We start from the raw sequence: 21,915 nt of genomic DNA on the forward strand, positions 1-21,915 counted from the left end.
ATGTGGGGAATGATTGCCACCTGGCGAATGGCGCTGGAAGGCGTAACCGAAGCCGCGACGGCGCTGGCCTCTGGCGCTGACACCGCCAGCGCCGTGGTCAATGCGGTGGCGGCGGTAGAAGATTTTCCGCTGTACAAATCGGTAGGCTACGGTGGTTTGCCAACGGAAAACGGCGAGGTCGAACTGGATGCGGCCTTTATGCATGGCGATACCCTGGCTTTCGGGGCAGTCGGCAACCTGGTGGATATCGCCAACCCGGTGAAAGTCGCCCACGCCCTCAGCCGCCAGCGCTATAACAGCCTGCTGGTTGGCCAGGGCGCCCGTGAGTGGGCCATAAGCCAGGGCTTCGCCACCAAATCGATGCTGACCGAGCGGGCCATGCAGCACTACCGCAAACGCTGCCGCGAAACGCTGGATAAAGGCCTCAGCCCCTACGACGGCCACGATACCGTGGGTATTATCGGTCTCGACAAACAGGGCTCCATGAGCGTCGCCACCTCCACCAGCGGCCTGTTTATGAAAAAGCGCGGGCGGCTGGGCGATTCGCCGATTATCGGCTCAGGCTTCTACTGCGATAGCGAGACCGGCGCCGCCACGGCTACCGGCGTCGGTGAAGATCTGATGAAAGGCTGCGCCAGCTACGAAATCGTCCGGCGCATGGCCCAGGGGATGACGCCACAGCAGGCGGCGGACTCAGTGGTCTGCGAGCTGGAAGACAAACTGATGTCACGCTTTGGCCGCGCGGGCGATCTTTCGGTGGTGTGCATGAACCGCCGCGGCGAATTCGGCGCCGCCACCAATATCAAAACCTTCTCCTTTGTCGTCGCCAGCGCGACCCAGCCGCTCACCGTATTTTGCGCCGAGCGCGTACAGGAGAAAACCCACTACCGTCCGGTGGACGACGAATGGATGCAGGCCTACGCCGCACGCATTCGCGCCCCCATCGAGGAGTAAGCCATGCTGGATTACCGTTTTATCAACCGACTGGATAGCGCCAGCCATGGCGCGCATCTGGTGACCTGGCCCGGCAGTACGCTGTTAACCCTGGCCCCCCTTAATTCAAGCTCCCTGCTCGCGGAAATGGTGGAACAGGCCGCCCGCGGCGAGGTGGCGGATACCCGCTTCGGCTGTTCCCCCTTCGCCCGTATCACCCTTATTCCGCGACCGCTGTGGCAGGATACGCTGAACGATGGCCTGGGCGAGGCGCTGCGGCCGCTATGCAAAAAGCCGGTGAGCGAAGCGCTTATCCTCGACTGTTCGCTGGAACAGAGCAGCGGCGCGTTAACCAAAGCGCTGCGCGAACTGTTTAACCTCGACTGGCAGCTTGATGATTTAGGCCTGCATCAGGTGAAAGCCGTCAGGCCACGCCTTCGCCAGCTCGCCCTCTACGCCCTGCCCGAACAGCGGCCGGCGCTGGAAACCCTCGTGCGTCAACAACAGGCGATCGCGCACGGCATGATTGCCGCACGACGACTGGCAGATCTGCCTTCAGAACAGTGTACCCCGCAGTACGTAGTGGAAGAGGCCCGGCGTCTGTGCGCTGATATTCCTGCTCTGCGCTGCGAAGTTCTGGATGAAAAAGCGATTGTTGATCAGGGTCTTGGCCTGCTGCACGCGGTGGGGAAAGGGTCCACGCGTCCGCCGCGCCTGCTGGCGATACATTATGATGGCGGCGGCGATGACCCAGTTCGCTGCTACGTCGGTAAAGGCGTCACCTTTGATACCGGCGGACTGTGGCTGAAGGAAGGCGCCGGGATGTACACCATGAAGTACGATATGTGCGGCGCAGCCAACGTCCTCGGCCTGATGCTGAGCATTGCCGAACTGGGGCTACCGGTGCGGGCGATGGGCGTTCTCGCGCTGGCGGAAAACGCGATTGGTCCCGACGCCATGCAGCCGGGCAGCGTCGCCCGGGCCTGCAACGGTCTGACGGTAGAGATCAATAATACCGACGCCGAAGGTCGGCTGGTGCTTTCCGACGCCATTGCCTGGGCCAGCCAGCGGCATCCGCAGGCGCGCTATATTATCGACATGGCAACCCTGACCGGCGCGGTGGTTAAAGCGCTAGGTTACGAGTTAAGCGGTTTGATGACGCAAAACGAAACGCTACGGGCGGCATTGACTCAGGCAGGGATAAAGAGCGGAGATGAAGTCTGGTCGCTACCGCTGGATAGCAGGCTGAAGAAACAGACTGAAAGCGCCATCGCCGACCTGTGCAATACGCCGGGCAATAATGCGGCGATCAGCGCTTCCGCCGCCTGGCTTTTACAGCATTTCTGCCCGCCGGAAATCCCCTGGGCCCATCTCGACGTCAGCGGCACGGCGCTGTGGCGCGAAAGCGGTAAAAGCGTCGCTTCCGGCCGGCCGATTCCGCTGCTGATTCAGCATCTGCTCGACGATATCGGCGAGAGTTAATGCCTCTCCGGAGGCGATGCTGCGCATCTGTCCGGGCTACGGGTTACCAGCAATCTGCAACCCTGTAGCCCGGCTAAGCGCAGCGCAAGCCGGGAAGAGGCCGCAGCAATGCCACGTCACAGCATATTCCCCGGAGGCGGTGCTCGCGCACCTGTCCGGGCTACAAAATCAGCAGGATCCGTAACCCGGAAAATGTCCTACTCCTCGCTGACTACCGGTAACCCGGAAAATATCCTACTCCTCGCTGACTACCGGTTTGACTCTTACCGCAAACAGCACAATCACCATGGCGCTGACCAGCAGCACGCCGCTGCCGACAAAAACGCCGCTCGCGCCGTTGAGATCGAACACCGCCCCGCCGCCTGCCGCACCGGCGCTAATCGCCAGCTGAATAGACGCCACCAGCAGACCGCCGGCGCTTTCAGCTTCATCCGGCACCGTGGTGGCAAGCCAGGTCGACCAGCCCACCGGCACCAGGCCAAAAGCAAAGCCCCACATCGCCACCAGCAGACCATCCAGCAGCGCCACGTGACCGAACGCCACCATCATCAGCGCCAGCACGCTCATTGCCAGCGGCACCAGCGCCAGCGTCAGGCGCAGGCTTCGGGCTAACAGATGTCCGGCAATCGACGTTCCGATAAAGTTCGCTACCCCAAAACCGAGCAGGATCAGGGAAACCCCTTCGACGCTGGCCTGAGCCACGGTTTCGAGGAACGGACGCAGATAGGTAAAGAAGGCGAAGTGGCCGCTGAAAATCAGGATGGTCGCGAGCATGCCGCCAATCATTCCGGGACGGCGCAGTACCTTAAACAGCGTAGCGAAGCTGCCGGCGCTCTCCGGGCGCATGGAGGGCAGAACCCACAGTTGCCAGAGCAGCGCAACCACGCTCGGCAGCGCACAGATAAGAAATACGTTGCGCCAGCCGATCAGCGCGCCGAAATAGCTACCCAGCGGCGCGGCAACCACCGTCGCAATTGAAACGGCGGAAAAAATAATCGCCAGCGCTTTCGGCACCATCGCCGCCGGGACCAGGCGCATGGTGGTCGCGGTCGACATCGACCAGAAGCCGCCGATGGCGATTCCCAGCAGCAGACGCCCCAGCAGCAAAAACTCCAGCGAACCGGCGAAGGCCACCATCATGCTGGAGATAATTTGCAAAACCGAGAAGAACATCAGCACCCAGCGGCGGTCAATATTTCGCGTCGCGGTAGTGATTAGTAGCCCGGTCACTAACGCCACCAGCGCCGTCGCGGTCACCGCCTGCCCCGCCATACCTTCGCTAACGCCCAGGCTTGCCGCCATCGGCGTTAACAAACTGGCAGGAAGAAACTCGGCGACAATCAGGCCAAACACCCCCAGCGCCAGCGCATAGACGGCGCGCCACGCGGGCCTGGCGTTAGCCTGGCTCTCTTCAGCTGCAATGCAGGAACTCATAAACATCTCTCCAGAACAATTAACATTTCGTTAAGGTTAAGCGCTTCTGTTCGGACGATCTATGATGCATACTCCTTGATTATTGATAATTCGTCCGGGAATGATGTTATGACTCAGCACGCCCTCGATCTCACCAGCGAACTCCTGCGCGGCATGCGCCTGTCCGGCGTCAACTACCGGCGCATCGAAACCTCCCGCCCGTTCGGCGTCGAGTTCGGCTTCGTGCCCGGTAAAGCGCAGTTCCACTTTATCAGCCGGGGGCCGGTACTGCTGCGTATGGTCAGCGGCCAGCGCCTGATGCTGCAGAGCGGCGATGCGTTGTTTATTCCCAACGGCGATGGTCACGTGCTGCTCTCCGATGACCAGGCGGCGGTGGTGAACGTGTCCAGACTGCCCAGCGAACCGGTCTGCGACTCGGTAAGCTGCGTCAAAAACGCGTGCGACGACGCGAAAAACGACAGCGCCATTATCTTCAGCGCCTGTATGGACTTTGAACTGGGCGGCATGCAGCCGCTGGTCAAAGCGATGCCCGAGGTGATGCTGGTCAGTAGCCTGCTGACCAGCCGCCCGGAGATCCCGCCGATGCTGGCGGCGATGGAACGAGAAAGCCTCACTCGACAGGCAGGCTACGCCGGCATTCTGGCGCGGCTGGCGGATGTGGTCGCCGCGCTGATTGTCCGCGGCTGGGTGGAGTGCGGCTGCGGCAACGCCACCGGCTGGGTGCAGGTGCTGCGCGATCCTAAGCTGGCCAAGGCCATTTACGTGATGCATCAGCAGCCCGGCATTAACTGGAAAGTCGAGGATCTGGCCCGCGAGGCGGGAATCTCGCGTTCGGTATTTGCTGAACGCTTCCTCTCCGCCACCGGCACCACGCCCGCCCGCTATCTGGCCGAGCTGCGTATGCGCCTCGCGGTACAGTACATTTCCCATGAGGGTCAGGCGCTGGAAAAAGTGGCCTTCCGGCTGGGCTACAGTTCGCATGCCGCCTTCAGCCGCGCCTTTAAACGCATTATCGGAAAAGCGCCGGGCGCGCTGCGCGACCCGGCGCGGGAGCAAGAGGCTTAGCGCTGTCCCAGTTCACGGGTCCGTCTGACCGCCGCCAGTACGCTACGCTGAAGCCCGGCGGCAAAATCGCTGTTGTTCAGTTCGTACAGACCGTGGATCCCGACTCCTGCCGGGGAATTATTGATATCCAACAGCTGGCGCGGATGCTTCTGGCTTCGGCGCAGCATCTCGACCGCGCCGAGCAGATTTTCCAGCACCGCCTCCGTTGCCTGGGGTCGCGACAGCCCCGCCAGCACGCCGGCGTCGGTAAAGGACTCGATAAAATAGTAGATATAGTTGGGGCCCGCGACGGCAAAACCGGTAAAGATATCGATCAGCCGTTCAGGCAGATACAGTACCTTACCGAAGCCGCACAGAAACGGCTCGATTTCCGCCGCGCTGGCGTGCGCGTTTAAGGTCACGCCGCTATAGCCAAATCCGGTATCGGTCAGGGTATTGGGGATCACCCTGGCAATCGGCGTGGCCTCGCCAAACAGGGAGGACAGCTTTTGCAGGGTCACTCCCGCAATCAGAGAGACCACCGTCGTCGAGCCGTTAAGCTGCGCGCGTACGCGGCTCGCCACCGCCGCCAGATCGTCCTGCGGGCGGATCCCCAGCACCAGCAAAGAAGCCTCGCTCACGTCCCCGTTGCCCGACAACCGATAATGGGCATACAGATGCTCGACGCGCGCGCTGTCGATATCCTCCAGCGAGATCGCGTCCGCATGCAGCGCGCCGTTGCTTAATGACGCGCGAATAATTGCCTCCGCCATCTGTCCGGCGCCGATAAAATGGACCTTTGCCATGGTTCCTGCTCCTTATTCAAAGAGATATTCGCCGTTGCCAACGCGAAAGCGCCGGCCTTTCAGCGCCGGGTCGGCAACGCGAAACACCAGTTCAGTCAGCTGGTTCGCCGCGCCGTGGCGGAAGATAAACTCACGGCCGCCCACCTCCAGTCCGAGTTCGCCATGCGGGGAAAAACCAAACAGCCGCTGCCAACGGTCGCGTACCGTCCGGGGGTTGTGAACCGCAAAAACCGCGCGCTGCAGCTCTATCTCCCCCAGCGGATGCGGCGCAGCGAGACCCTGGGCCTGCAGGCGGCTCAACCGGACGTCATCCTCTTCCCCCCATTGCAGAACGAACGGATAGACCAGGCCCTCAAAGTCGCCGTCAATGGTGAAGATCCGCCAGCTGATAACGTTGCCCTGCGGATCGTTGCGCTGGCCATCAACGATCGGCGAAACCCGCAGTCCCTGTTGATGTAGCTCCGCATGCGTGCGCGCAATATCGTCGCTACGCAGCGCCACCCGATACAGCGCTTCATTTTCCGGCAGCAGCCGTGAGGCATCCCGGGAGAGTAAAAACGTCTCTGCGGCGCAAAGCAGCTCTGCGCCATCGGCAATCGCCAGAAATTCGATATAGGTCAGGCCGAAATAGCTCAGCGCATTCCGGGTCCCCCAGCCTGGATGGCGCCCACCGGCCACCGCGTTGAGCTTTTGTCCGCTCAGCGCCTCTATCGCCGCTTCAGGCTGATTAACGAACTGGACCGCGTGGTCCCACGTTAAGGTTGTCATTCTCCCTCCCGCTCCTCTGCCTGATAAAAACGCAGCCGACAGGCGGCATCACCGCGGGCCAGCGCGGTCTGCACCTCTAAATGCAGCCCCGAAAACGCATCGGTTAATGCATGATCGCCTTCCATGCAGATATCGCACAGCATCGCAATTTCGCTGGCGCCTCGCCCCTGCTGCTGCCAGCAGTTGACATAAGGACAGTAGTGAAACAGCACGATAAACTCGGCCCGGCCGATGCTGACGGGTTCCATCTCATAAACCTGAGATTCCAGACCGCGGGTAAACAGCCCGGCAAACTCCTGCAAATCCCGTTCATTCTCCATTTGTGCGCGGATCTTATGCCCGAGATCGCGGCCATAATGGCGTATTGCCTCGCGAGCAAAATCATCGGCGATCTGGCGCTGTCGGCTTTCGTCCAACAGATAACCGATTGTTGCCGCGCGTTTTTCAGTAATGGCGCGCAGCGCCAGGGTCACCTCATCGTTTAAGGTGGCGGCGTTATGCGCCGGTTCCGAACTTATTGGCGTCATGCGCTTATTCCCAGTCGGTATTCACTTTCACATCGCTGGCGCCCGGCAGGGCGTACACATCTTCGGCGTACCATTTCCGCGAGAGCTCAGCGAGCGTGCCGTCCTTTTTCAGGGCAACCAGCTGCGCGTCAATCGCTTTGATCAGCTGCGGGTCGGTATTCTTTTTATACAAATAGACGTTAGGAAACAGGCCGACGGAATCCGAAGCTTTCAGATTAAGATTTAGCGCCTTATTTAGCGCCAGCAGCGCGCCGATGGGATAAATCGCCGCATCGTATTCTCCGGAGGCCACGGCTTTGAAAATATCGGCGGCGGACTGTTCGCCGTTGGGCTGGAGGTTAATTTGTTGGCCCGGATGTTTTTTATTGTAGTTTTCAATCACCGTATACCGGGCGTCGGAGGTGTGGATCGGCACTAGCTTTTTCTTACCGCTGGCGAGATCGCCAAGGTTATGAATATCGCTCTCATCGTTACGCACGATCAGACGCAAATCGCTGATCCCGGTCGGTTCGCCGGAGTGGTCATATTTTTCTGCCCGCTCTTTGGTGAGATAAAAGTGATCCGCCGCGAGGGTATAAGCGCCGGTTGATAGGCCGACGATCATCGCGTCGCGCGAGACCGCATTAAAATGAAACGTATAGTCGGTTAACCGCTGGTCCAGCACCTTTAACAGGTCACCATCGTAACCGGTAATATTGTTGTTATCGTCAACAAAGCTAAAGGGAAAACCGTTAGCATTGACGACCACCTCAACCGTTTTGGCATTTGCGCTTTTCTCAACCGCCTGCGCGCCGTTAATTCCCATTGCTAACGCGAGCGAACTCACCAGTAATATGTTATTTTTCAAAATACTTTCCCCAAAATGATAACCGTGGACCACTCTTTTGTCCGTTTCCTTGCCAGCGGGCGCTCAGAAACGTTTCTGCACTGCGCAATGCTCTGGCAATCGCCAGGCACAGCAGGATATAAATCACCAGCACGACGCAATAGGCTTCGACAAAATGAAACCCGCGCGCGGCGGCGATATTGGCTTTCGCCATCAGATCAATAACGGTGATGGTGTAAACCAGCGAGGTGTCTTTAATCAGATCGATCAGCACGCTGGTAAAGTTCGGCAGCGCGGATACCGCCGCCTGCGGCAAAATAATGCGTCGGAACTGCGTGAACCCGCTTAGCCCAATTGACCATGCGGCCTCCCGCTGCCCTTTATCAACCGCGTTCCACCCGGCGCGAAAGGTTTCAGCGAAATAAGCGCTGAAAATCAACGATAGCGCGGTGACCGCCGCCGCCAGCGGCGAGAGTTTATAGCCGAACATAGTGTCCTGCGGGCCGCCAAACAGCCCGACGGCCACCCACGGCCAGACGTAAAAGAAGAAATACAGCATCACCAGCACCGGGACCGAACGGCCAAAGGAGAGGAATACCTTCGCCACAACCTGAACGCCCGGAATCTGACGAATAATCGCCCACGCCAGCGCCGCGCCCAGCAGCGTGGAAAACAGCAATGATAATAATGTTATCGCCAGCGTGACCGGCAACGCGCTTAATATAAAAGTAAAATTATCCCGAATGAACGCCAGGCTAAACATGTTTATCTATCACTCCAGCAGGAACTGATATTTCTTTTCAATACGAGTAGTCAAATAGAGAATAAAACTATTCAGCACCCAGTAGACGATAATAACGCTAATAAAGGCCGCTACCTGTTTAGCCCCATAGCTATTTTGCGAAATCTTTTGCGCGCGACCAAAAATATCAACAATGCCAATAATATTGACCAGTGATGTCATTTTCACCAGGTTAATTAAAAGATTACCAAACACCGGGACGGCAATAATGAATCCCTGAGGGAATATGATTCGCAGCAGCCCAGTATGCCAGGGGATATTCAGGCTGGTAATGGCCTCTTTCTGGCCGCTATCCACCGCGCCCCACGCTGAACGCATCATTTCAGCAAAATAAGGGCTAATGCTGACCGAAATAGACAAAACCGCAAAGGTGGTATCGCTAATCAGCAGCGGCGGCAGCGCCAGCGCGGTGAGTATTAATTTGCCGCCGAAGAAAAACAGCAGGATCAGCAGCGCCAGGGGCGCGCCGCGCAGAATGTCAGTATAGGCGTTTGCCGCCGCTCTGAACGGTTTAAAGCGGCTAAATTGCAGCAACACGATCGGCAGCGCGATCGTCAAACCAAGGAGCAGCGACGCCAGCGCTATCCCGAGGGTCACGGGTAGGTTTTCCACTAGCTTCGGCAGTATCCCGGCAATATCCTGCCAGCTAAACAGCGGGTGATTGTTCATCTTCAGCCTCAGGCGTGATAGTGCAGTTGCGCAAGGAAGGCCCGGGTGCGGCCCTGCTGGGCTGCGCCAAATATCTGTTCCGCCGGGCCCTGTTCGACAATCTCGCCGTTTTCCATAAATACCACCCGGGAAGCGACCTGGCGGGCGAACGCCATTTCGTGGGTGACGATGATCATTGTCTGGCCCGCGGCGGCAATGGTCTGAATAAGCTCAAGCACCTCACCCACTTTTTCAGGATCCAGCGCCGAGGTCGGCTCATCCAGCAGCAGCACGGCGGGGCTCATCGCCAGCGCGCGCGCAATTCCGATACGCTGCTTTTGGCCGCCGGAAAGACTGTGGGGATAGTGGTCTTTTTTATGCAGCAAACCCACCTGCTTTAAAAGCCGCTCAGCAATATTGAGCGCCTCCTGACGCGGACGTTTTTTAGCGTAAATCAATCCTTCGGTAATATTTTGCGCTGCGGTGAGATTGTGAAACAGATTCCATGACTGAAAAACCATGGCGGTTTTACCGCGTAGCTTTTCAATTTCTTTTTTCCCCGCCGTTGCGCAATCCAGCGCCACATCATCTATTTTTATTTGCCCGCTATCGGCGGGCTCTAAGAAATTAAGCGTACGCAATAACGTGGTTTTTCCTGAGCCGCTGGGGCCAATAATGCAAATGATCTCACCGGAATTAACGCTAAGCGATACCTCTTTTAGTACTCTTTCCCCGGAGAAACTTTTACTAATCTTATTGAGAGTCATCATAATGTGATAGTCGTGAATGATTTAAAAACCGCCGCTTATCGGCGTTGATTGCTGTGTAAAAACTATATTGCCGGGGTTCAGACGATAGCAAACAAGAAAATAGTCTATGGAAAGTTAAAAAATAACTTTTTATATATTTGTTATGACAATGCGGCGGGATTGTAATCAGATTTTCTTAGCAAAACAGGATGGCGTAAACCGCCGCCAATCGTTCAAATTTACTGAATAATGAGAGCAAATTGTTTCGATTTTCATCATCACCATGTCGGCCTATCATTTATCACATCGGGGCAACAACGCTCCAACACTGATAAAACACTTAAGGAATACGACCATGAAATCCATCAAAACTTTCGTTGCAGTTGCCGCTCTTTCCCTGATCTCTTTCGGCTCTTTTGCCCAAAGCATCAGCGCCAGCGCGTCCACTCTGGACCGCGCAGAAGCCAAAATTGCCGCTCAGGCCGCAGAACAAGGCGCGTCCTACAAAATCACCAGCGCGCAGTTCAATAACCGCGTACATATGACCGCTGAGCTGACGAAATAAACTCACCCGTCATACTTCAAGTTGCATGTGCGTTGGCTTTGTTACTCGGCCTTCGGCCTCGCCCCTCCGGGGCCAGCGCAAGCGCTGTTCAAGGCATGAGTGCCTTGTCCTGCAACCCGAATTATTTAGGGTATATAACAACATTGCCGGGCCGCCGCAAGAAACAGGCGACAGCGACAACACGATGAAATAAGGAACACAACATGAAAAATATCGGCGTAGTCACCGCACTGCTTCTGGCTGCTACACTCTCGTCCGGCGCGATGGCCGCAGAGAATAGCTTTGCTAGCCCGGAGGCAGGTTCAAATATCGATACGTCTGTGCATCAGAATCATATAGATGTCAGCCATGCCTTTGATAAAGAGAGCCTGACCGCAGGCAATCTTCAGTAACACACAGCGCAAGGCGCGCGCGGAATTATCCGCTGCGCGCCTTACTTTTTCTGCCAGTGAGCCCACGGATTATCCGCCGGAGCGTCCTCTTTTGCCGTCTCGGCAGTGGACAGCGAATCGATATACAGCGCTTCCACCTCTTTACGCGCCCACGGCGTGCGGCGTAAAAACTTCAGACTCGATTTAATGCTCGGATCGCTTTTAAAGCAGTTAATGTTGATGCGTTTCGCCAGTTCGGCCCAGCCATATTGCGCGACCAGCGCGTTTAATAGCGCCTCAAGCGTGATGCCGTGCAGAGGATCGTTTGGGTGCTGCATTGCGTCTTTTACCTGAATTAAAAATTTTGCTCACCATACTGGCTCCCGACGCCAATCGCAACCGCCCCGCCTCTCCCTTATCCAAAATTCGCAAAAGCACAGAACCCTCCCCGGTCATAAATTAGAAAAGAACGTTATTGGTTGAATATTTTCGCTTAAGGCAAGCTGGCTTCAACCACCCGACTGAGGAATCGATCATGCGCTGTTGTTGTCCCCGAACCCTGGACCTGTACCGACGAAAACATCTGAATACCGCCTTCGGAGAACACAATGAACGCGACAACTTTACCGATACTGGATCTGGCTCGCTACGCGGATCCCGCTGAAAAAGCGGCGTTTCTCGCCGACCTGCGCCACGCCGCCCGCGATATCGGCTTCTTTTATCTGATCAACCACGGCGTTGATGAGTCGCTGCAGCAGGCCGTACAGCAGCAGTCCCGCGCTTTTTTTGCCCTTCCCGACGCTCAAAAGCAGAGCGTGGCGATGATTCACTCCCCGCATTTTCGCGGCTACAACCGCGCCGCGTCGGAATTAACCCGCGGTCAGCCCGACTGGCGCGAGCAGTTTGATATCGGCGCCGAGCGTCCGGCGCTTCGGCTTGACGAACGCGCTCCCCGCTGGCAGCGCCTGCAGGGGCCGAATCTCTGGCCAGAGGCGTTGCCCTCGCTCAAACCAACGCTATTAACCTGGCAACGGGAAATGACCGAGGTGGGGATCACCCTGCTGCGCGCCTTCGCCGAAGCGCTGCGCCTGCCGCTGGATGCCTTTGATGGCCTGTACGGCGAAAAACCCAACGAACATATCAAGCTAATCCGTTATCCCGGCCAGCAGGAAACCCAGAGCGCCCAGGGCGTTGGCGCGCATAAGGACTCCGGTTTCCTCAGCTTCTTGTTGCAGGATGAGCAGAAAGGATTGCAGGTCGAAGTCTCCCCCGACCGCTGGATTGACGCCACCCCGCTGACGGGCAGCTTTGTGGTGAATATCGGTGAACTGCTGGAGCTGGCGACCAACGGCTATCTGCGCGCAACGGTGCACCGGGTCGTTTCGCCGCCCGCCGACCAGCAGCGGCTGTCGATCGCCTTTTTCCTCGGCGCCCAGCTGGATGCCGTAGTCCCCGTCTACACGCTGCCCGACGAGCTGGCCCGCGAAGCCCTCGGACCGGATAGCGACCCGCAAAACCCACTGCTGCGCGAGGTGGGCTGGAATTACCTGAAAGGGCGTCTGCGTTCGCATCCTGATGTCGCCGAGCGCTACTACCAGGATGTTTTTCGCGAACGCGCCGAGCAATTGATCGTGTAGACCCTAATAATTCGGGTTGCAGGACAAGGCACTCATGCCTTGAACAGCGCTTGCGCTGGCCCCGCAGGGGCGAGGCTCATGGATGAGCCGAGTAACAAAGCCAACGCACATGCAACTTGAAGTATGACGGGTATAAACATAACAACAGACACAAGGAATAAGATGATGAAATATGCCGCATTTAAACTGGCAGGGGTTGCACTGTCTCTCTCTCTGGCATGGACTTCCGCCCAGGCCGCCGCGCTGCGCGTCGCCGCGGACCCGGTGCCGCACGCCGAAATCCTTAACTACATTAAAAAGATCGATCCCAGCCTCGACCTGAAAATCGTCGAACTCACCAGCGGCGTTAACGCCAACGAACTGCTGGCCAACGGCGACGTCGATGCCAACTACTTCCAGCACGTGCCCTATCTGAAAGATCAGGAGAAAGCGCTGGGCAAAACCTTCGCCGTCGCGGCGACCGTGCATATTGAGCCGCTGGGGATCTATTCGCGCAAACATAAAGATTTTAAATCGCTGCCCGAGAACGCCACCGTGGCGGTACCGAACAACACCACCAACCTGAGCCGCGCGCTGTTCCTGCTGCAAAATCAGGGGCTGATTAAGCTGGCGGCAAAATTCACCGACCCAGCGACCACCCTGGCGACGCCGAAAGATATTGTGGAAAACCCGAAACACCTGAAAATCCTTGAGATTGAATCACCGCAAATCCCGCGGTCGCTGGACGATGTCGACCTGGCGGTGATTAACGGCAACTACGCGCTGGAAGCGGGCCTGGTGCCTGCCAAAGATGCGCTGGGTCTTGAGAGCGCGACCAACAACCCGTACGCCAACATTCTGGTGACAACGCCGGCGCTGGCGAACGATCCGCGCATCAAGGCGCTGGCCAAAGACCTCACCTCGCCGCAGGTCGCCGAATTTATTCGTAAGCAGTATAACGGCTCGGTGATCCCGGTTGCCCCTCAGTCATGATTGAGATTGTCGGGCTGAGTAAAACCTATGCCGGAACAGGCCGACCGGCGCTAAACGATGTCTCTCTGCAAGTGCCGAAAGGAGCCGTTTACGGCATCCTTGGGCGCAGCGGCGCAGGCAAAAGTACGCTGATACGCTGCCTGAATCTGCTGGAGCGGCCCACGTCGGGCCGCATTATTGTGAACGGGAACGATATTACCCGGATGGATAAAACCGCGCTGCGCGAGTACCGGCTGCGCACCGGGATGATCTTCCAGCACTTTAATTTACTGCACGCCCGCAGCGTCGCCGACAACGTCGCGGTGCCGCTGGAGATAGCCAAAGTGCCGAAAGCGGCGCGGAAGGCGCGGGTGGCGGAGCTGCTGGAACTGGTCGGGCTGGCGGATAAAGCCGCCGCCTTTCCGTCACAGCTTTCCGGCGGCCAAAAACAGCGCGTGGGGATCGCCCGCGCGCTGGCCGCGCGGCCGGATGTGCTGCTGTGCGATGAGGCCACCAGCGCCCTCGACCCCGAGACCACGGCCTCGGTACTCAGCCTGCTGGCGGATATCAATCAACAGTTGAACCTCACCATCGTGCTGATCACCCATGAGCTGGACGTGGTGAAAAACCTCTGCGACCACGCGGCGCTGCTGGAGCATGGGGAGATTATTGAAAGCGGCAGAATCGCCGATTTGCTGGTGGCGCCATGGTCGCGGCTACGGCAGTCGCTGCTACACGATCCTCAGGCGGAGCGGGATTTCCTTGCCCGCCACGGTTTTCACGGGAGGCCATTATGCGGAGTAGCATGAGTTGGGAAGATCTCTGGCCGCTGCTGTTTCAGGGCACGGTAGATACCGTTTATATGGTCGGCCTGGCGGCGCTGTTCACCGTGCTGCTCGGGCTGCCGACCGGGGTGCTGCTGTTTGTTTCGCGCCGCAATGGCCTGGCGCCGATGCCGAAGCTCAACGCGGTGCTGGGCGCGATTATCAACTTTGGTCGTTCGCTGCCGTTTATCGTCCTGCTGATCGCCCTGATTCCGTTCACCCGGCTGATTATTGGCACCACCCTCGGCAGTACCGCCGCGGTGGTTCCGGTTACCATCGGCGCCTTTCCGTTCTTTGCGCGGCTGACGGAGAATGCGCTGGATGAAGTGGATTACGGGCGTATCGAGGCGATTTTATCGATGGGCGGCAACATCTGGCACGTGATCTTTAAATCGCTGCTGCCGGAAGCGCTGCCGACCCTGCTGGCAGGCATCACGCTGACCATCGTCATGCTGATCGGCTTCTCTTCGATGGCGGGCGTGATTGGCGGCGGCGGGCTGGGCGATCTGGCCATTCGCTACGGCTATCAGCGTTTTAATAACGAGGTGATGGTCGGCACAGTGCTTATTCTGGTCGCGCTGGTGCAGGGCGTGCAGATGGCCGGCGACCGTCTGGTACGCGGCCTCGCCCACCGGCGTTAACGCTAAGCGGATGGCAGCGCGCCATCCGCGATTAAAACCCGCATTCGTTGACCAGAGTCCGAATCAGCTCCGCCGCCGGCAGCTCGCGAATCAGGCTCACTCCCTGCCCGGCCCAGTGCGCGCCGTACTGACGGTCCCCCTGCGCTTTCGCCGCCGATGCCAGCGCCTTCCCGGCGGCGTAAGCCACGGGATATGCCGGAATCAGAAGCGGATCGTTTATTTCACGCCAGCCGTTAACCAGACATCTCGCCGGGCGTCCGGAAATGGCTGAGGTTAAAACCGTTTGCCCGTCAGACGCACTTTTAAGGGCCTCACGATATCCGCTATCCGTGGACGATTCAGGGCACAGCAGAAACGCCGTCCCCAGCTGCGCCCCGTCTGCGCCGAGGTTCATCACGCTGTTCACTCCCGCGCCGTCCATGACGCCGCCTGCGGCGATAAGCGGAATATCAATGCGCCGTTTAAGTGTCTGAACCAAGGTAAAGGTACTCATCTGCCCGTCGGGCGCCTGGGGATCAAAGATGCCACGATGGCCGCCGGCCTCGTAGCCCTGCGCCACCACCATATCGATTCCCAGCTCTACGGCCAGCTGCGCCTCTGCCACGCTGGTGGCGCTCGCCAGGGTAACGATGCCTTTTTCACGCAGCCGGTCAACGACCGCTCGCTCCGGAACACCAAAATGGAAGCTGACCACCGCCGGAGTCAGATCGAGCAAAAGCTCGGCCATCCGGGGCTGCTGCTGAAAACTCAGGTAGATTTCCGCCAGCGTCTCCGGCGGAAGGCTGCCAAAGCGCGCAAACTCAGGGCACAGTCGCGCCAGCCACTGCGCTTCACGCTGCGGGTCCCTTATCGCCGGAGCGTGGCAAAAAACGTTGACGTTAAACGGACGGGTGGTTAAGCGCCGGGTCTGGTTGATGAGCGCCTCGGCCTGCTCCACCGTGGACGATCCCAGCCCCAGCGAGCCGAGCGCGCCGGCATCGCTAACCGCGGCCGCCAGCTCCGGCGTCGACACGCCGGCCATCGGCGCCTGAATAATGGGATAATCAATATCAAGCTGCTGCGTAAGCCGGTTGCTCATGGTGTGCCCTGATGAAATTTGTGCGTTGAGGTAATTAAAATCTCTTTAAGAGATGATAAGATCAATATTATTTTCAAATTAAGAATAAAAGTATGAACCACACCACATTACAGATTTTCAAAACGGTGGCGGAAGAACAGAGCGTCACCCGCGCGGCAAAGCTGCTGGGTCGGGCGCAGTCCAACATTACAACCCGTATTCACCAGTTGGAAGAAGAACTGGGCGTCGAGCTGTTTGCCCGCGGTAACAAGAAGATGCTGCTGTCGCCCGCCGGGGAACGTTTTTTGGCCTATGCGCTGAAAATCCTCAGCCTTGCCGAGGAGGCCCGGCAGGCTCTGCACCCCGCCACGCCGGGCGGCAATTTTCGCATGGGGGCGATGGACGCCACCGCCGCCAGCCGCCTGCCGCCGCTGCTTAGCCAGTTTCATGCCCAGTGCCCGGAGGTGATACTGACGCTTAAAACCCAGCCCAGCCGCCAGTTGACGCAGCAGGTGCTGGACGCCGCGCTTGATTGCGCGCTGGTATGCCTGCCGCAGGGCGCTTCCCCCGCCGAAGACCTGGAATATCTGCCGCTCTTTCAAGAACAGCTGGTACTGGTGCTTCCCGCGGATAGACAACGCCTTCGCTTTGCGGCCTTCGCGGAGGGCTGTACCTACCGGGCAATGGGCGAAGCGTATCTGGCGCAATCCGAGGAGGCGGAGAGCGAGATCCAGGACGTCGGCTCCTATCACGCGATGATCGCCTGTATCGCCTCCGGCGGCTATGCCGGCATACTGCCGAAGAGCGTGCTCGATACCCTGACGCTGCCCGAAGCAAGCCTACAGCGGCCGGTTGGTCAGGCGGTCACCCAGCTTATCTGGCGTAAAGGCTACGCCTCCCCGGCCCTGGAGAAGATGCGCCAGCTTCTAATTTCAGCCTCCGACCTTTGACCCGCGCCGCCCCCCGGCGACAACCAGCGCGGCGGCAACCACCAGCGCCCCTGCTGCCGCGCAGAGTGAAGGATTAAACGACCCGCTGCGCTCATACAGCGCGCCGGCAACCAGCGGGCCGACAATTTGCCCGACGCCGTAGGTCGCGGTCATGGCGGCAATCATATTGAACGAGACCAGATGGTTAAGACGCCTTCCCTGCGGCAGCGCAATAGTCACCGTTCCCATAAAGGTGAAACCGACCAGTAGCGCGCTCAGCAGACAAAATGGCAATGCGTGGCTCCACGCCGGGAGAGTGACGCCGACGGCCTGAATCAGCAAATTAAGGGTGAACGCGCGGCGGTAGCCAAGCCTGATGACCAACCGATGCCAGATAAAGCACGAGGGCACGGCGGCAAGACCGAAAATGGCCCAGATCTGCACCGGATCGATAGCGTTCAGCGAGCCGCTGAGAAACAGCGGCAGGTAGGTGGCGGTGATGATGTAGCCGAAGCCGGCCAGGCCGTAAACCAACAGTAGTTTCCACGCTTCACGCGCGCGGCCTTGCGCCTGCGGGTCCTGTATGCCTGCAGGAGGTTGATAGGCAATAAGATAGTCTGCCGGGCTCAGCAACAGGCGCAGCGCCAGAATGAAAAGCGTGCCGGCGCTTATCGCGCACAGCAGCCATATTTGCTGGCTGGAGAGCGCCAGGGTCTTGCCCAGCGAGATAAATTCCGCCGATAAAAATATCCCCATTCCGACACCGGAATACAGTACCGGTGCGCCGTTATGGTGCTTCATATGCTGCAGCAGCCACAGAGAGGCGGCAATCAGCGTCACCGCGCTTAACAGCCCGGCTATTCCGCGTACCGCGATAATGGCCAGCGGCGAAACCAGCCAGCCGAGTAACGCCAGGCACAGCAGTGTGAGCAATACGGAAAGCAGATTTAGCACTCTGGCATCCGCAGGCCTGGCTTTCGCCAGCAACAGCGCGCCGGCCAGGTAACCCGCGTAGTTGGCCGAAGCGGCAAGGTTGCCTTCGCGCAGCGAGAGCACCTGCTCGTTCAGCATCAGCGGCAGGATCCCGGTATAGGCGAAGCGCCCGTAGCCCATGCCAATCATCAGCACCGCCGAACCGGCCAGCGCCAGCAGAAAGGCCTTTAACCCCGGCCTGAGTTCAAAAACGTTCACCCGCCACCCCCACTGTTATTCTCAAAAAGAGAATTAAAAGCACATATAATTCTCTTTTTATTATGATGACAGTCAACCCAACGCGCAAGCGACGCATGGGCCTGTCTGCCGATGACTTTACGGGGAGTGTCGGGAAACGCTTCGCCGGGCGACGAAGTATGGCGTGAGGGCTGGACGTCCATGTCCAGCACGTTTTAGCGGTGGCTGAGGGCCAGTTTGGCGGCAAACAGCATAAAGACGCCGCCGGTTGCCCGATCCATCCAGCGAATAAAGGTCGGCGTTTTCAGGAGACCAGCGGCGTAACGGCTGGCCAGAATTAGCGTTAACGACCAGAGCGTACCAATCACAACATGTATAGCGACCAGCAGAAATGTCCAGATCGTTGGCGAGTGGCCCACCGGAATAAACTGCGGCAGGAAAGAAACATAAAATATCCCCATTTTCGGATTCAGCACATTGCCCAGCATCCCTTTTAAAAACCAGTTGCTGGCCGACGGTGCGGCTATTTCCTGACTGTTAAATTGGCTGCGCGGTTTGAGAATTAACTGAATGCCGAGCCAGCATAGATAGACGGCACCGCACCACTTTAGCAGGTCATACGCCAGTGCCGACGCCGCCAGCAGCGCCCCGAGGCCGAAGGCCACCACCGCGCCCCAGATAAAACACCCCGTATCAATGCCCAATGCCGCCTGAAAGGCCTTTTTTCCGCCCTCAACGGTGGAGGTGCGCAAAATGAGCGCGGTATCAAGACCCGGGGTCAGCGTGAGCAGCAGCGCGGCAAAGGAATAAGCAAGAAGGGAATCTGCGACGGACATTTTCTATCTCCGAAAGCGAAGATTTTAGATATACCGCGTTGAAGACGCAATCATTGATATTTTCTTCGCCGGGCGCGTCCCGCTTTGCATAAAGCTTTTCGCGACAAATCTCTGGCGCCAAAGCCGGTAAAGTCATTTGACGGCGCGTTTATCAGCACAGGTTTTTATGACGCTTAACCAAATACGCATCGCCAGACCGGTCTCCGATCTCTTACTCTGTAGCAACATGTACTGCTACGGCCTTGGGCTCGAGCAAATCGCACAGTTTGCCGATCGTGATGGCTTTAGCGAGGTAATGATCGGACGCCGCGATCTTAGCTGCATCTTAAATTCACCCACTGCCATCATCATTCAGTGGCGCCCTTTCCGGGCACCTCTGTTATTTTTATGCCTTCCTGTGAATTCCTATATATTTTTGATTTGACGGGTTGGGGTAAAAGTCTTTCTGCTATGTTTTGATTTATCCCTTCGTATCCGGAGAATGTTGAGTCAGATTGCCGATCATTCAGTTACGTGCATAAAGCGGAGCATCTGGAAGCCAGAATCGAAATGATGCAGTGGTGGTCAGTTTTTTGAAGAGTGCGCAGAAGAGTATGTTACACCTGACATATATGCGCGGCGGTGTAAAATAATTCCGTTATCTGAATAGACTGTAAATCTGCACAAAAACAGCAAAAAAGATTAAATCACTTCCAATTAAATGCCATCTTTCACTGCAAGAAAACGTATTGACTCAGACTTGAACAAATACTGTTACGCTACAAAAACGCTCCCTTATCGCAAAACTGGCTTTATACGAAGAGGAAACTATCAGGTCAAGCCTGACTTTATTTATGTTCTGAGGTTAAAAAACTTCACCATCATTGATATATATAGTTCGCGCTCAACACCATCCCATAGTAATATTTTAGCACAATCCCTATGCCATATATTCGATTGCGCATTAGGCAAAGAGAACTTCGCGCCAGCGACCAGTTTAGCGTTTTATCACCATAAACCTTATTAATTTTCGCTGGTGTCTTCGAGTTTACCTTTAATATTCTCATGCAATATATTTGCAGCCCTTGCACAGAGCTCAGCGAAAATAGCAATTTCGCCCTGAGACATGCAGGATGCCACCTGCTCAGCCATGATGCGCCTGCTGGACTCTGCAGAATTCAGGAACTCAATACCTTTTTCCGTAATCCGCGTCAGCATTTCTCGTTTGTCACTTTCTGCCGATTCTTGTTCAACAAAGTGCTTATCTTTCAACATCCTCAGAATTTTGGACATTTTACTACGCGCAAATCCGAGCTTTTCACCAATTGCGCTTGGCGTCATCGGCTGGAACTGACGCAAAATATACAATGTATCGTACTGTGGCCAGTTAATGCCATCTGGATTAATCAACGAGCGACGTGCAACAAGTACACATTGCAAATTTCCTAAAGCATCTTCAAATTGACGATTCAATGATATTTCGCGCTCGGAACCACTAGCCATTTTTTTATTCATTTCCATACATTCTCCTGATGCCGTTTACAATAAGTTAAGCTTACCATTTTACCACATCCCTTCAAGGAATGAAAAGTCATCATAACTTTCGCCCCTATTAATAACACAAGAACTATCCTACTCATCCTGAAAGATATATTCTCTATTCAACACATCCTTATAATCTATTAACTCTGTTATCTCGCCATCATTCATTCTAATCACGGCTTTGTTGAATAAATCGCACTTTTGCTGAGTTGCGGGATCAGATCACGCATCCCCTGACAGCGAAGGCAGCCCCGTGGCAAAGCAAAAGTTCAAAATCACCAACTGGCCCACCTACAACAAAGCTCTTATCAACCGTGGCTCCCTCACTTTCTGGCTGGACAATGAAGCGATTAATGCCTGGTATGAGTCGGCAACGCCTTCATCACGGGGAAGACCTCAGCGCTATTCTGAGCTCGCCATCACCACCGTTCTGGTGATTAAACGCGTATTCCGGCTGACCCTGCGAGCTGCGCAGGGCTTTATTGATTCCATTTTTTCCCTGATGAACGTTCCGTTACGTTGCCCGGATTACAGCAGTGTCAGTAAGCGGGCAAAGTCGGTTAATGTCAGTTTCAAAGTATCCATCCGGGGTGAAATCGCACACCTGGTGATTGATTCCACCGGGCTGAAAGTCTTCGGTGAAGGCGAATGGAAAGTCAAAAAGCACGGCCAGGAGCGCCGTCGCATATGGCGTAAGCTGCATCTAGCGATGGACAGCAACACACATGAAATTGTCTGTGCAAACCTGTCGCTGAACAATGTAACGGACTCAGAAGCCTTCCCGGGTCTTATCCGACAGACTCACAGAAAAATCAGGGCAGCCGCAGCAGACGGGGCTTACGACACCCGACTCTGTCACGATGAACTGCGCCGTAAGAAAATCAGCGCGCTTATCCCTCCCCGAAAAGGCGCGGGTTACTGGCCCGATGAATACGCAGACCGTAACCGTGCAGTGGCTAATCAGCGGCTGACCGGGAGTAACGCACGGTGGAAATGGACAACAGATTACAACCGTCGCTCGATAGCGGAAACGGCGATGTACCGGGTAAAACAGTTGCTCGGAGGTTCACTAACGCTGCGTGACTACGATGGTCAGGTTGCGGAGGCTACAGCCATGGTGCGAGCGCTGAACAAAATGACGAAAGCAGGGATGCCTGAAAGCGTGCGTATTGCCTGAAAACACAACCCGCTACGGGAATACTTACCCGATATCTGATTTATTCAACAAAGCCCCGGCAGTCATGAAAATGTTCGTATCGAACTGTTGCTCGCCGCACAAATGTCGGGGCAGATACAAGAATATAAAGGTTTCGCCGAACAATGTATGATGGATTATGACCTGGATGGCTGGTTGGATCGCGATTACCACTGGCCTGTAGACTAATAAGATTAAC

General features: G+C 56.7%; 24 protein-coding genes and 1 pseudogene. 12 read left to right on the forward strand and 13 right to left on the reverse strand.

Features of this window, described 5'->3' with window-relative positions; genetic code table 11:
• Together K7H21_RS14795 and K7H21_RS14800 are read left to right on the forward strand one after the other, a co-directional pair.
• Window positions 1-954 carry a N(4)-(beta-N-acetylglucosaminyl)-L-asparaginase gene (locus tag K7H21_RS14795; RefSeq protein ID WP_004120069.1) on the forward strand — a complete coding sequence of 318 codons (954 nt, stop codon included), beginning with the start codon at window positions 1-3 and terminating at the stop codon, window positions 952-954.
• A 3-nt stretch (window positions 955-957) separates the two neighbouring features.
• The gene (locus K7H21_RS14800) at window positions 958-2,415 is read left to right on the forward strand and encodes a leucyl aminopeptidase family protein (protein ID WP_142446562.1); all 1,458 of its coding nucleotides are present in this window, start codon (window positions 958-960) and stop codon (window positions 2,413-2,415) included.
• Between the two features lie 234 nt (window positions 2,416-2,649).
• Here K7H21_RS14800 and K7H21_RS14805 read toward each other — a convergent pair whose 3' ends face one another.
• Window positions 2,650-3,849, reverse strand: a complete 1,200-nt coding sequence (locus tag K7H21_RS14805; protein ID WP_004120066.1) for an MFS transporter — start codon at window positions 3,847-3,849, stop codon at window positions 2,650-2,652.
• A gap of 108 nt (window positions 3,850-3,957) precedes the next feature.
• Here K7H21_RS14805 and K7H21_RS14810 point away from each other — a divergent pair, with 108 nt between their 5' ends.
• Window positions 3,958-4,914: an AraC family transcriptional regulator gene (locus K7H21_RS14810; protein WP_004120065.1), complete on the forward strand. Its 957-nt coding sequence runs from the start codon at window positions 3,958-3,960 to the stop codon at window positions 4,912-4,914.
• Here K7H21_RS14810 and K7H21_RS14815 read toward each other — a convergent pair.
• The 7 genes from K7H21_RS14815 to K7H21_RS14845 are packed head-to-tail and all read right to left on the reverse strand — an operon-like array spanning window position 4,911 to window position 10,040.
• Window positions 4,911-5,699, reverse strand: coding sequence for a pyrroline-5-carboxylate reductase family protein (locus K7H21_RS14815; protein WP_223035178.1), 789 nt, complete (start codon window positions 5,697-5,699; stop codon window positions 4,911-4,913). The genes K7H21_RS14810 and K7H21_RS14815 overlap by 4 nt on opposite strands.
• Before the next feature lie 12 nt (window positions 5,700-5,711).
• Complete coding sequence (locus tag K7H21_RS14820; RefSeq protein WP_049115633.1) at window positions 5,712-6,467, reverse strand: VOC family protein; 756 nt, start codon at window positions 6,465-6,467, stop codon at window positions 5,712-5,714.
• On the reverse strand, window positions 6,464-6,994 hold the full coding sequence (locus K7H21_RS14825; protein WP_004120060.1) for an L-2-amino-thiazoline-4-carboxylic acid hydrolase: 531 nt from the start codon (window positions 6,992-6,994) through the stop codon (window positions 6,464-6,466). Before K7H21_RS14825 ends, K7H21_RS14820 begins: the two co-directional genes overlap by 4 nt.
• Before the next feature lie 4 nt (window positions 6,995-6,998).
• Window positions 6,999-7,841, reverse strand: a complete 843-nt coding sequence (locus K7H21_RS14830) for a transporter substrate-binding domain-containing protein (protein WP_032741830.1) — start codon at window positions 7,839-7,841, stop codon at window positions 6,999-7,001.
• Window positions 7,831-8,583 carry an amino acid ABC transporter permease gene (locus K7H21_RS14835; protein WP_112164956.1) on the reverse strand — a complete coding sequence of 251 codons (753 nt, stop codon included), beginning with the start codon at window positions 8,581-8,583 and terminating at the stop codon, window positions 7,831-7,833. The genes K7H21_RS14830 and K7H21_RS14835 overlap by 11 nt, the downstream gene beginning before the upstream one ends.
• A gap of 9 nt (window positions 8,584-8,592) precedes the next feature.
• Window positions 8,593-9,291 (reverse strand): amino acid ABC transporter permease, encoded by a 699-nt coding sequence (locus K7H21_RS14840; RefSeq protein WP_142468957.1) that lies wholly within the window; start codon window positions 9,289-9,291, stop codon window positions 8,593-8,595.
• An 8-nt stretch (window positions 9,292-9,299) separates the two neighbouring features.
• The gene (locus K7H21_RS14845; RefSeq protein WP_112164952.1) at window positions 9,300-10,040 is read right to left on the reverse strand and encodes an amino acid ABC transporter ATP-binding protein; all 741 of its coding nucleotides are present in this window, start codon (window positions 10,038-10,040) and stop codon (window positions 9,300-9,302) included.
• A 334-nt stretch (window positions 10,041-10,374) separates the two neighbouring features.
• On the opposite strand from K7H21_RS14845, the gene K7H21_RS14850 reads away from it, so the two are divergent.
• Both K7H21_RS14850 and K7H21_RS14855 read left to right on the forward strand, forming a co-directional pair.
• The gene (locus tag K7H21_RS14850) at window positions 10,375-10,584 is read left to right on the forward strand and encodes a YdgH/BhsA/McbA-like domain containing protein (RefSeq protein ID WP_004120044.1); all 210 of its coding nucleotides are present in this window, start codon (window positions 10,375-10,377) and stop codon (window positions 10,582-10,584) included.
• Window positions 10,585-10,787: 203 nt separating this feature from the next.
• Complete coding sequence (locus K7H21_RS14855) at window positions 10,788-10,976, forward strand: hypothetical protein (RefSeq protein WP_004120040.1); 189 nt, start codon at window positions 10,788-10,790, stop codon at window positions 10,974-10,976.
• Between the two features lie 41 nt (window positions 10,977-11,017).
• Here K7H21_RS14855 and K7H21_RS14860 read toward each other — a convergent pair whose 3' ends face one another.
• Window positions 11,018-11,293: a VF530 family protein gene (locus tag K7H21_RS14860; protein ID WP_004120037.1), complete on the reverse strand. Its 276-nt coding sequence runs from the start codon at window positions 11,291-11,293 to the stop codon at window positions 11,018-11,020.
• A gap of 270 nt (window positions 11,294-11,563) precedes the next feature.
• Between K7H21_RS14860 and K7H21_RS14865 the strand changes: the two genes are divergently transcribed.
• The 4 genes from K7H21_RS14865 to K7H21_RS14880 all read left to right on the forward strand — a co-directional run bounded on the left by K7H21_RS14865 (window position 11,564) and on the right by K7H21_RS14880 (window position 15,008).
• Window positions 11,564-12,592, forward strand: a complete 1,029-nt coding sequence (locus K7H21_RS14865; protein WP_223035179.1) for an isopenicillin N synthase family dioxygenase — start codon at window positions 11,564-11,566, stop codon at window positions 12,590-12,592.
• 165 nt (window positions 12,593-12,757) lie between these two features.
• On the forward strand, window positions 12,758-13,564 hold the full coding sequence (locus tag K7H21_RS14870) for a MetQ/NlpA family ABC transporter substrate-binding protein (protein ID WP_004134110.1): 807 nt from the start codon (window positions 12,758-12,760) through the stop codon (window positions 13,562-13,564).
• Window positions 13,561-14,352 carry a methionine ABC transporter ATP-binding protein gene (locus K7H21_RS14875; RefSeq protein WP_123829333.1) on the forward strand — a complete coding sequence of 264 codons (792 nt, stop codon included), beginning with the start codon at window positions 13,561-13,563 and terminating at the stop codon, window positions 14,350-14,352. Before K7H21_RS14870 ends, K7H21_RS14875 begins: the two co-directional genes overlap by 4 nt.
• Complete coding sequence (locus tag K7H21_RS14880) at window positions 14,349-15,008, forward strand: methionine ABC transporter permease (protein ID WP_162625996.1); 660 nt, start codon at window positions 14,349-14,351, stop codon at window positions 15,006-15,008. Before K7H21_RS14875 ends, K7H21_RS14880 begins: the two co-directional genes overlap by 4 nt.
• Window positions 15,009-15,039: 31 nt before the next feature.
• Here K7H21_RS14880 and K7H21_RS14885 read toward each other — a convergent pair whose 3' ends face one another.
• Entirely contained in the window at window positions 15,040-16,086 is a 1,047-nt protein-coding gene (locus tag K7H21_RS14885; protein WP_112164943.1) for an NAD(P)H-dependent flavin oxidoreductase, read from the reverse strand.
• A gap of 92 nt (window positions 16,087-16,178) precedes the next feature.
• Between K7H21_RS14885 and K7H21_RS14890 the strand changes: the two genes are divergently transcribed.
• On the forward strand, window positions 16,179-17,015 hold the full coding sequence (locus K7H21_RS14890) for a LysR family transcriptional regulator (protein WP_154901933.1): 837 nt from the start codon (window positions 16,179-16,181) through the stop codon (window positions 17,013-17,015).
• On the opposite strand, the gene K7H21_RS14895 is transcribed toward K7H21_RS14890, so the two are convergent.
• Both K7H21_RS14895 and K7H21_RS14900 read right to left on the reverse strand, forming a co-directional pair.
• Window positions 16,998-18,185 (reverse strand): YbfB/YjiJ family MFS transporter, encoded by a 1,188-nt coding sequence (locus tag K7H21_RS14895; RefSeq protein ID WP_223035180.1) that lies wholly within the window; start codon window positions 18,183-18,185, stop codon window positions 16,998-17,000. The genes K7H21_RS14890 and K7H21_RS14895 overlap by 18 nt on opposite strands.
• 194 nt (window positions 18,186-18,379) lie before the next feature.
• A complete protein-coding gene (locus K7H21_RS14900; protein WP_139530171.1) occupies window positions 18,380-19,000 on the reverse strand; it encodes a LysE family translocator in 621 nt (206 codons plus the stop codon).
• A gap of 226 nt (window positions 19,001-19,226) precedes the next feature.
• Here K7H21_RS14900 and K7H21_RS29365 point away from each other — a divergent pair, with 226 nt between their 5' ends.
• Window positions 19,227-19,424 carry a hypothetical protein gene (locus K7H21_RS29365; protein WP_375293856.1) on the forward strand — a complete coding sequence of 66 codons (198 nt, stop codon included), beginning with the start codon at window positions 19,227-19,229 and terminating at the stop codon, window positions 19,422-19,424.
• Window positions 19,425-20,002: 578 nt separating this feature from the next.
• Here the strand turns inward: K7H21_RS29365 and K7H21_RS14905 are convergent.
• Window positions 20,003-20,500 (reverse strand): MarR family winged helix-turn-helix transcriptional regulator, encoded by a 498-nt coding sequence (locus tag K7H21_RS14905; RefSeq protein WP_154901932.1) that lies wholly within the window; start codon window positions 20,498-20,500, stop codon window positions 20,003-20,005.
• Between the two features lie 230 nt (window positions 20,501-20,730).
• Here K7H21_RS14905 and K7H21_RS14910 point away from each other — a divergent pair.
• Window positions 20,731-21,698 (forward strand): annotated as a pseudogene (locus tag K7H21_RS14910) (IS5 family transposase).
• Window positions 21,699-21,915 lie beyond the last annotated feature (217 nt).

The organism is Klebsiella sp. CTHL.F3a, assembly GCF_019890895.1.
GTDB lineage: Bacteria > Pseudomonadota > Gammaproteobacteria > Enterobacterales > Enterobacteriaceae > Klebsiella > Klebsiella grimontii.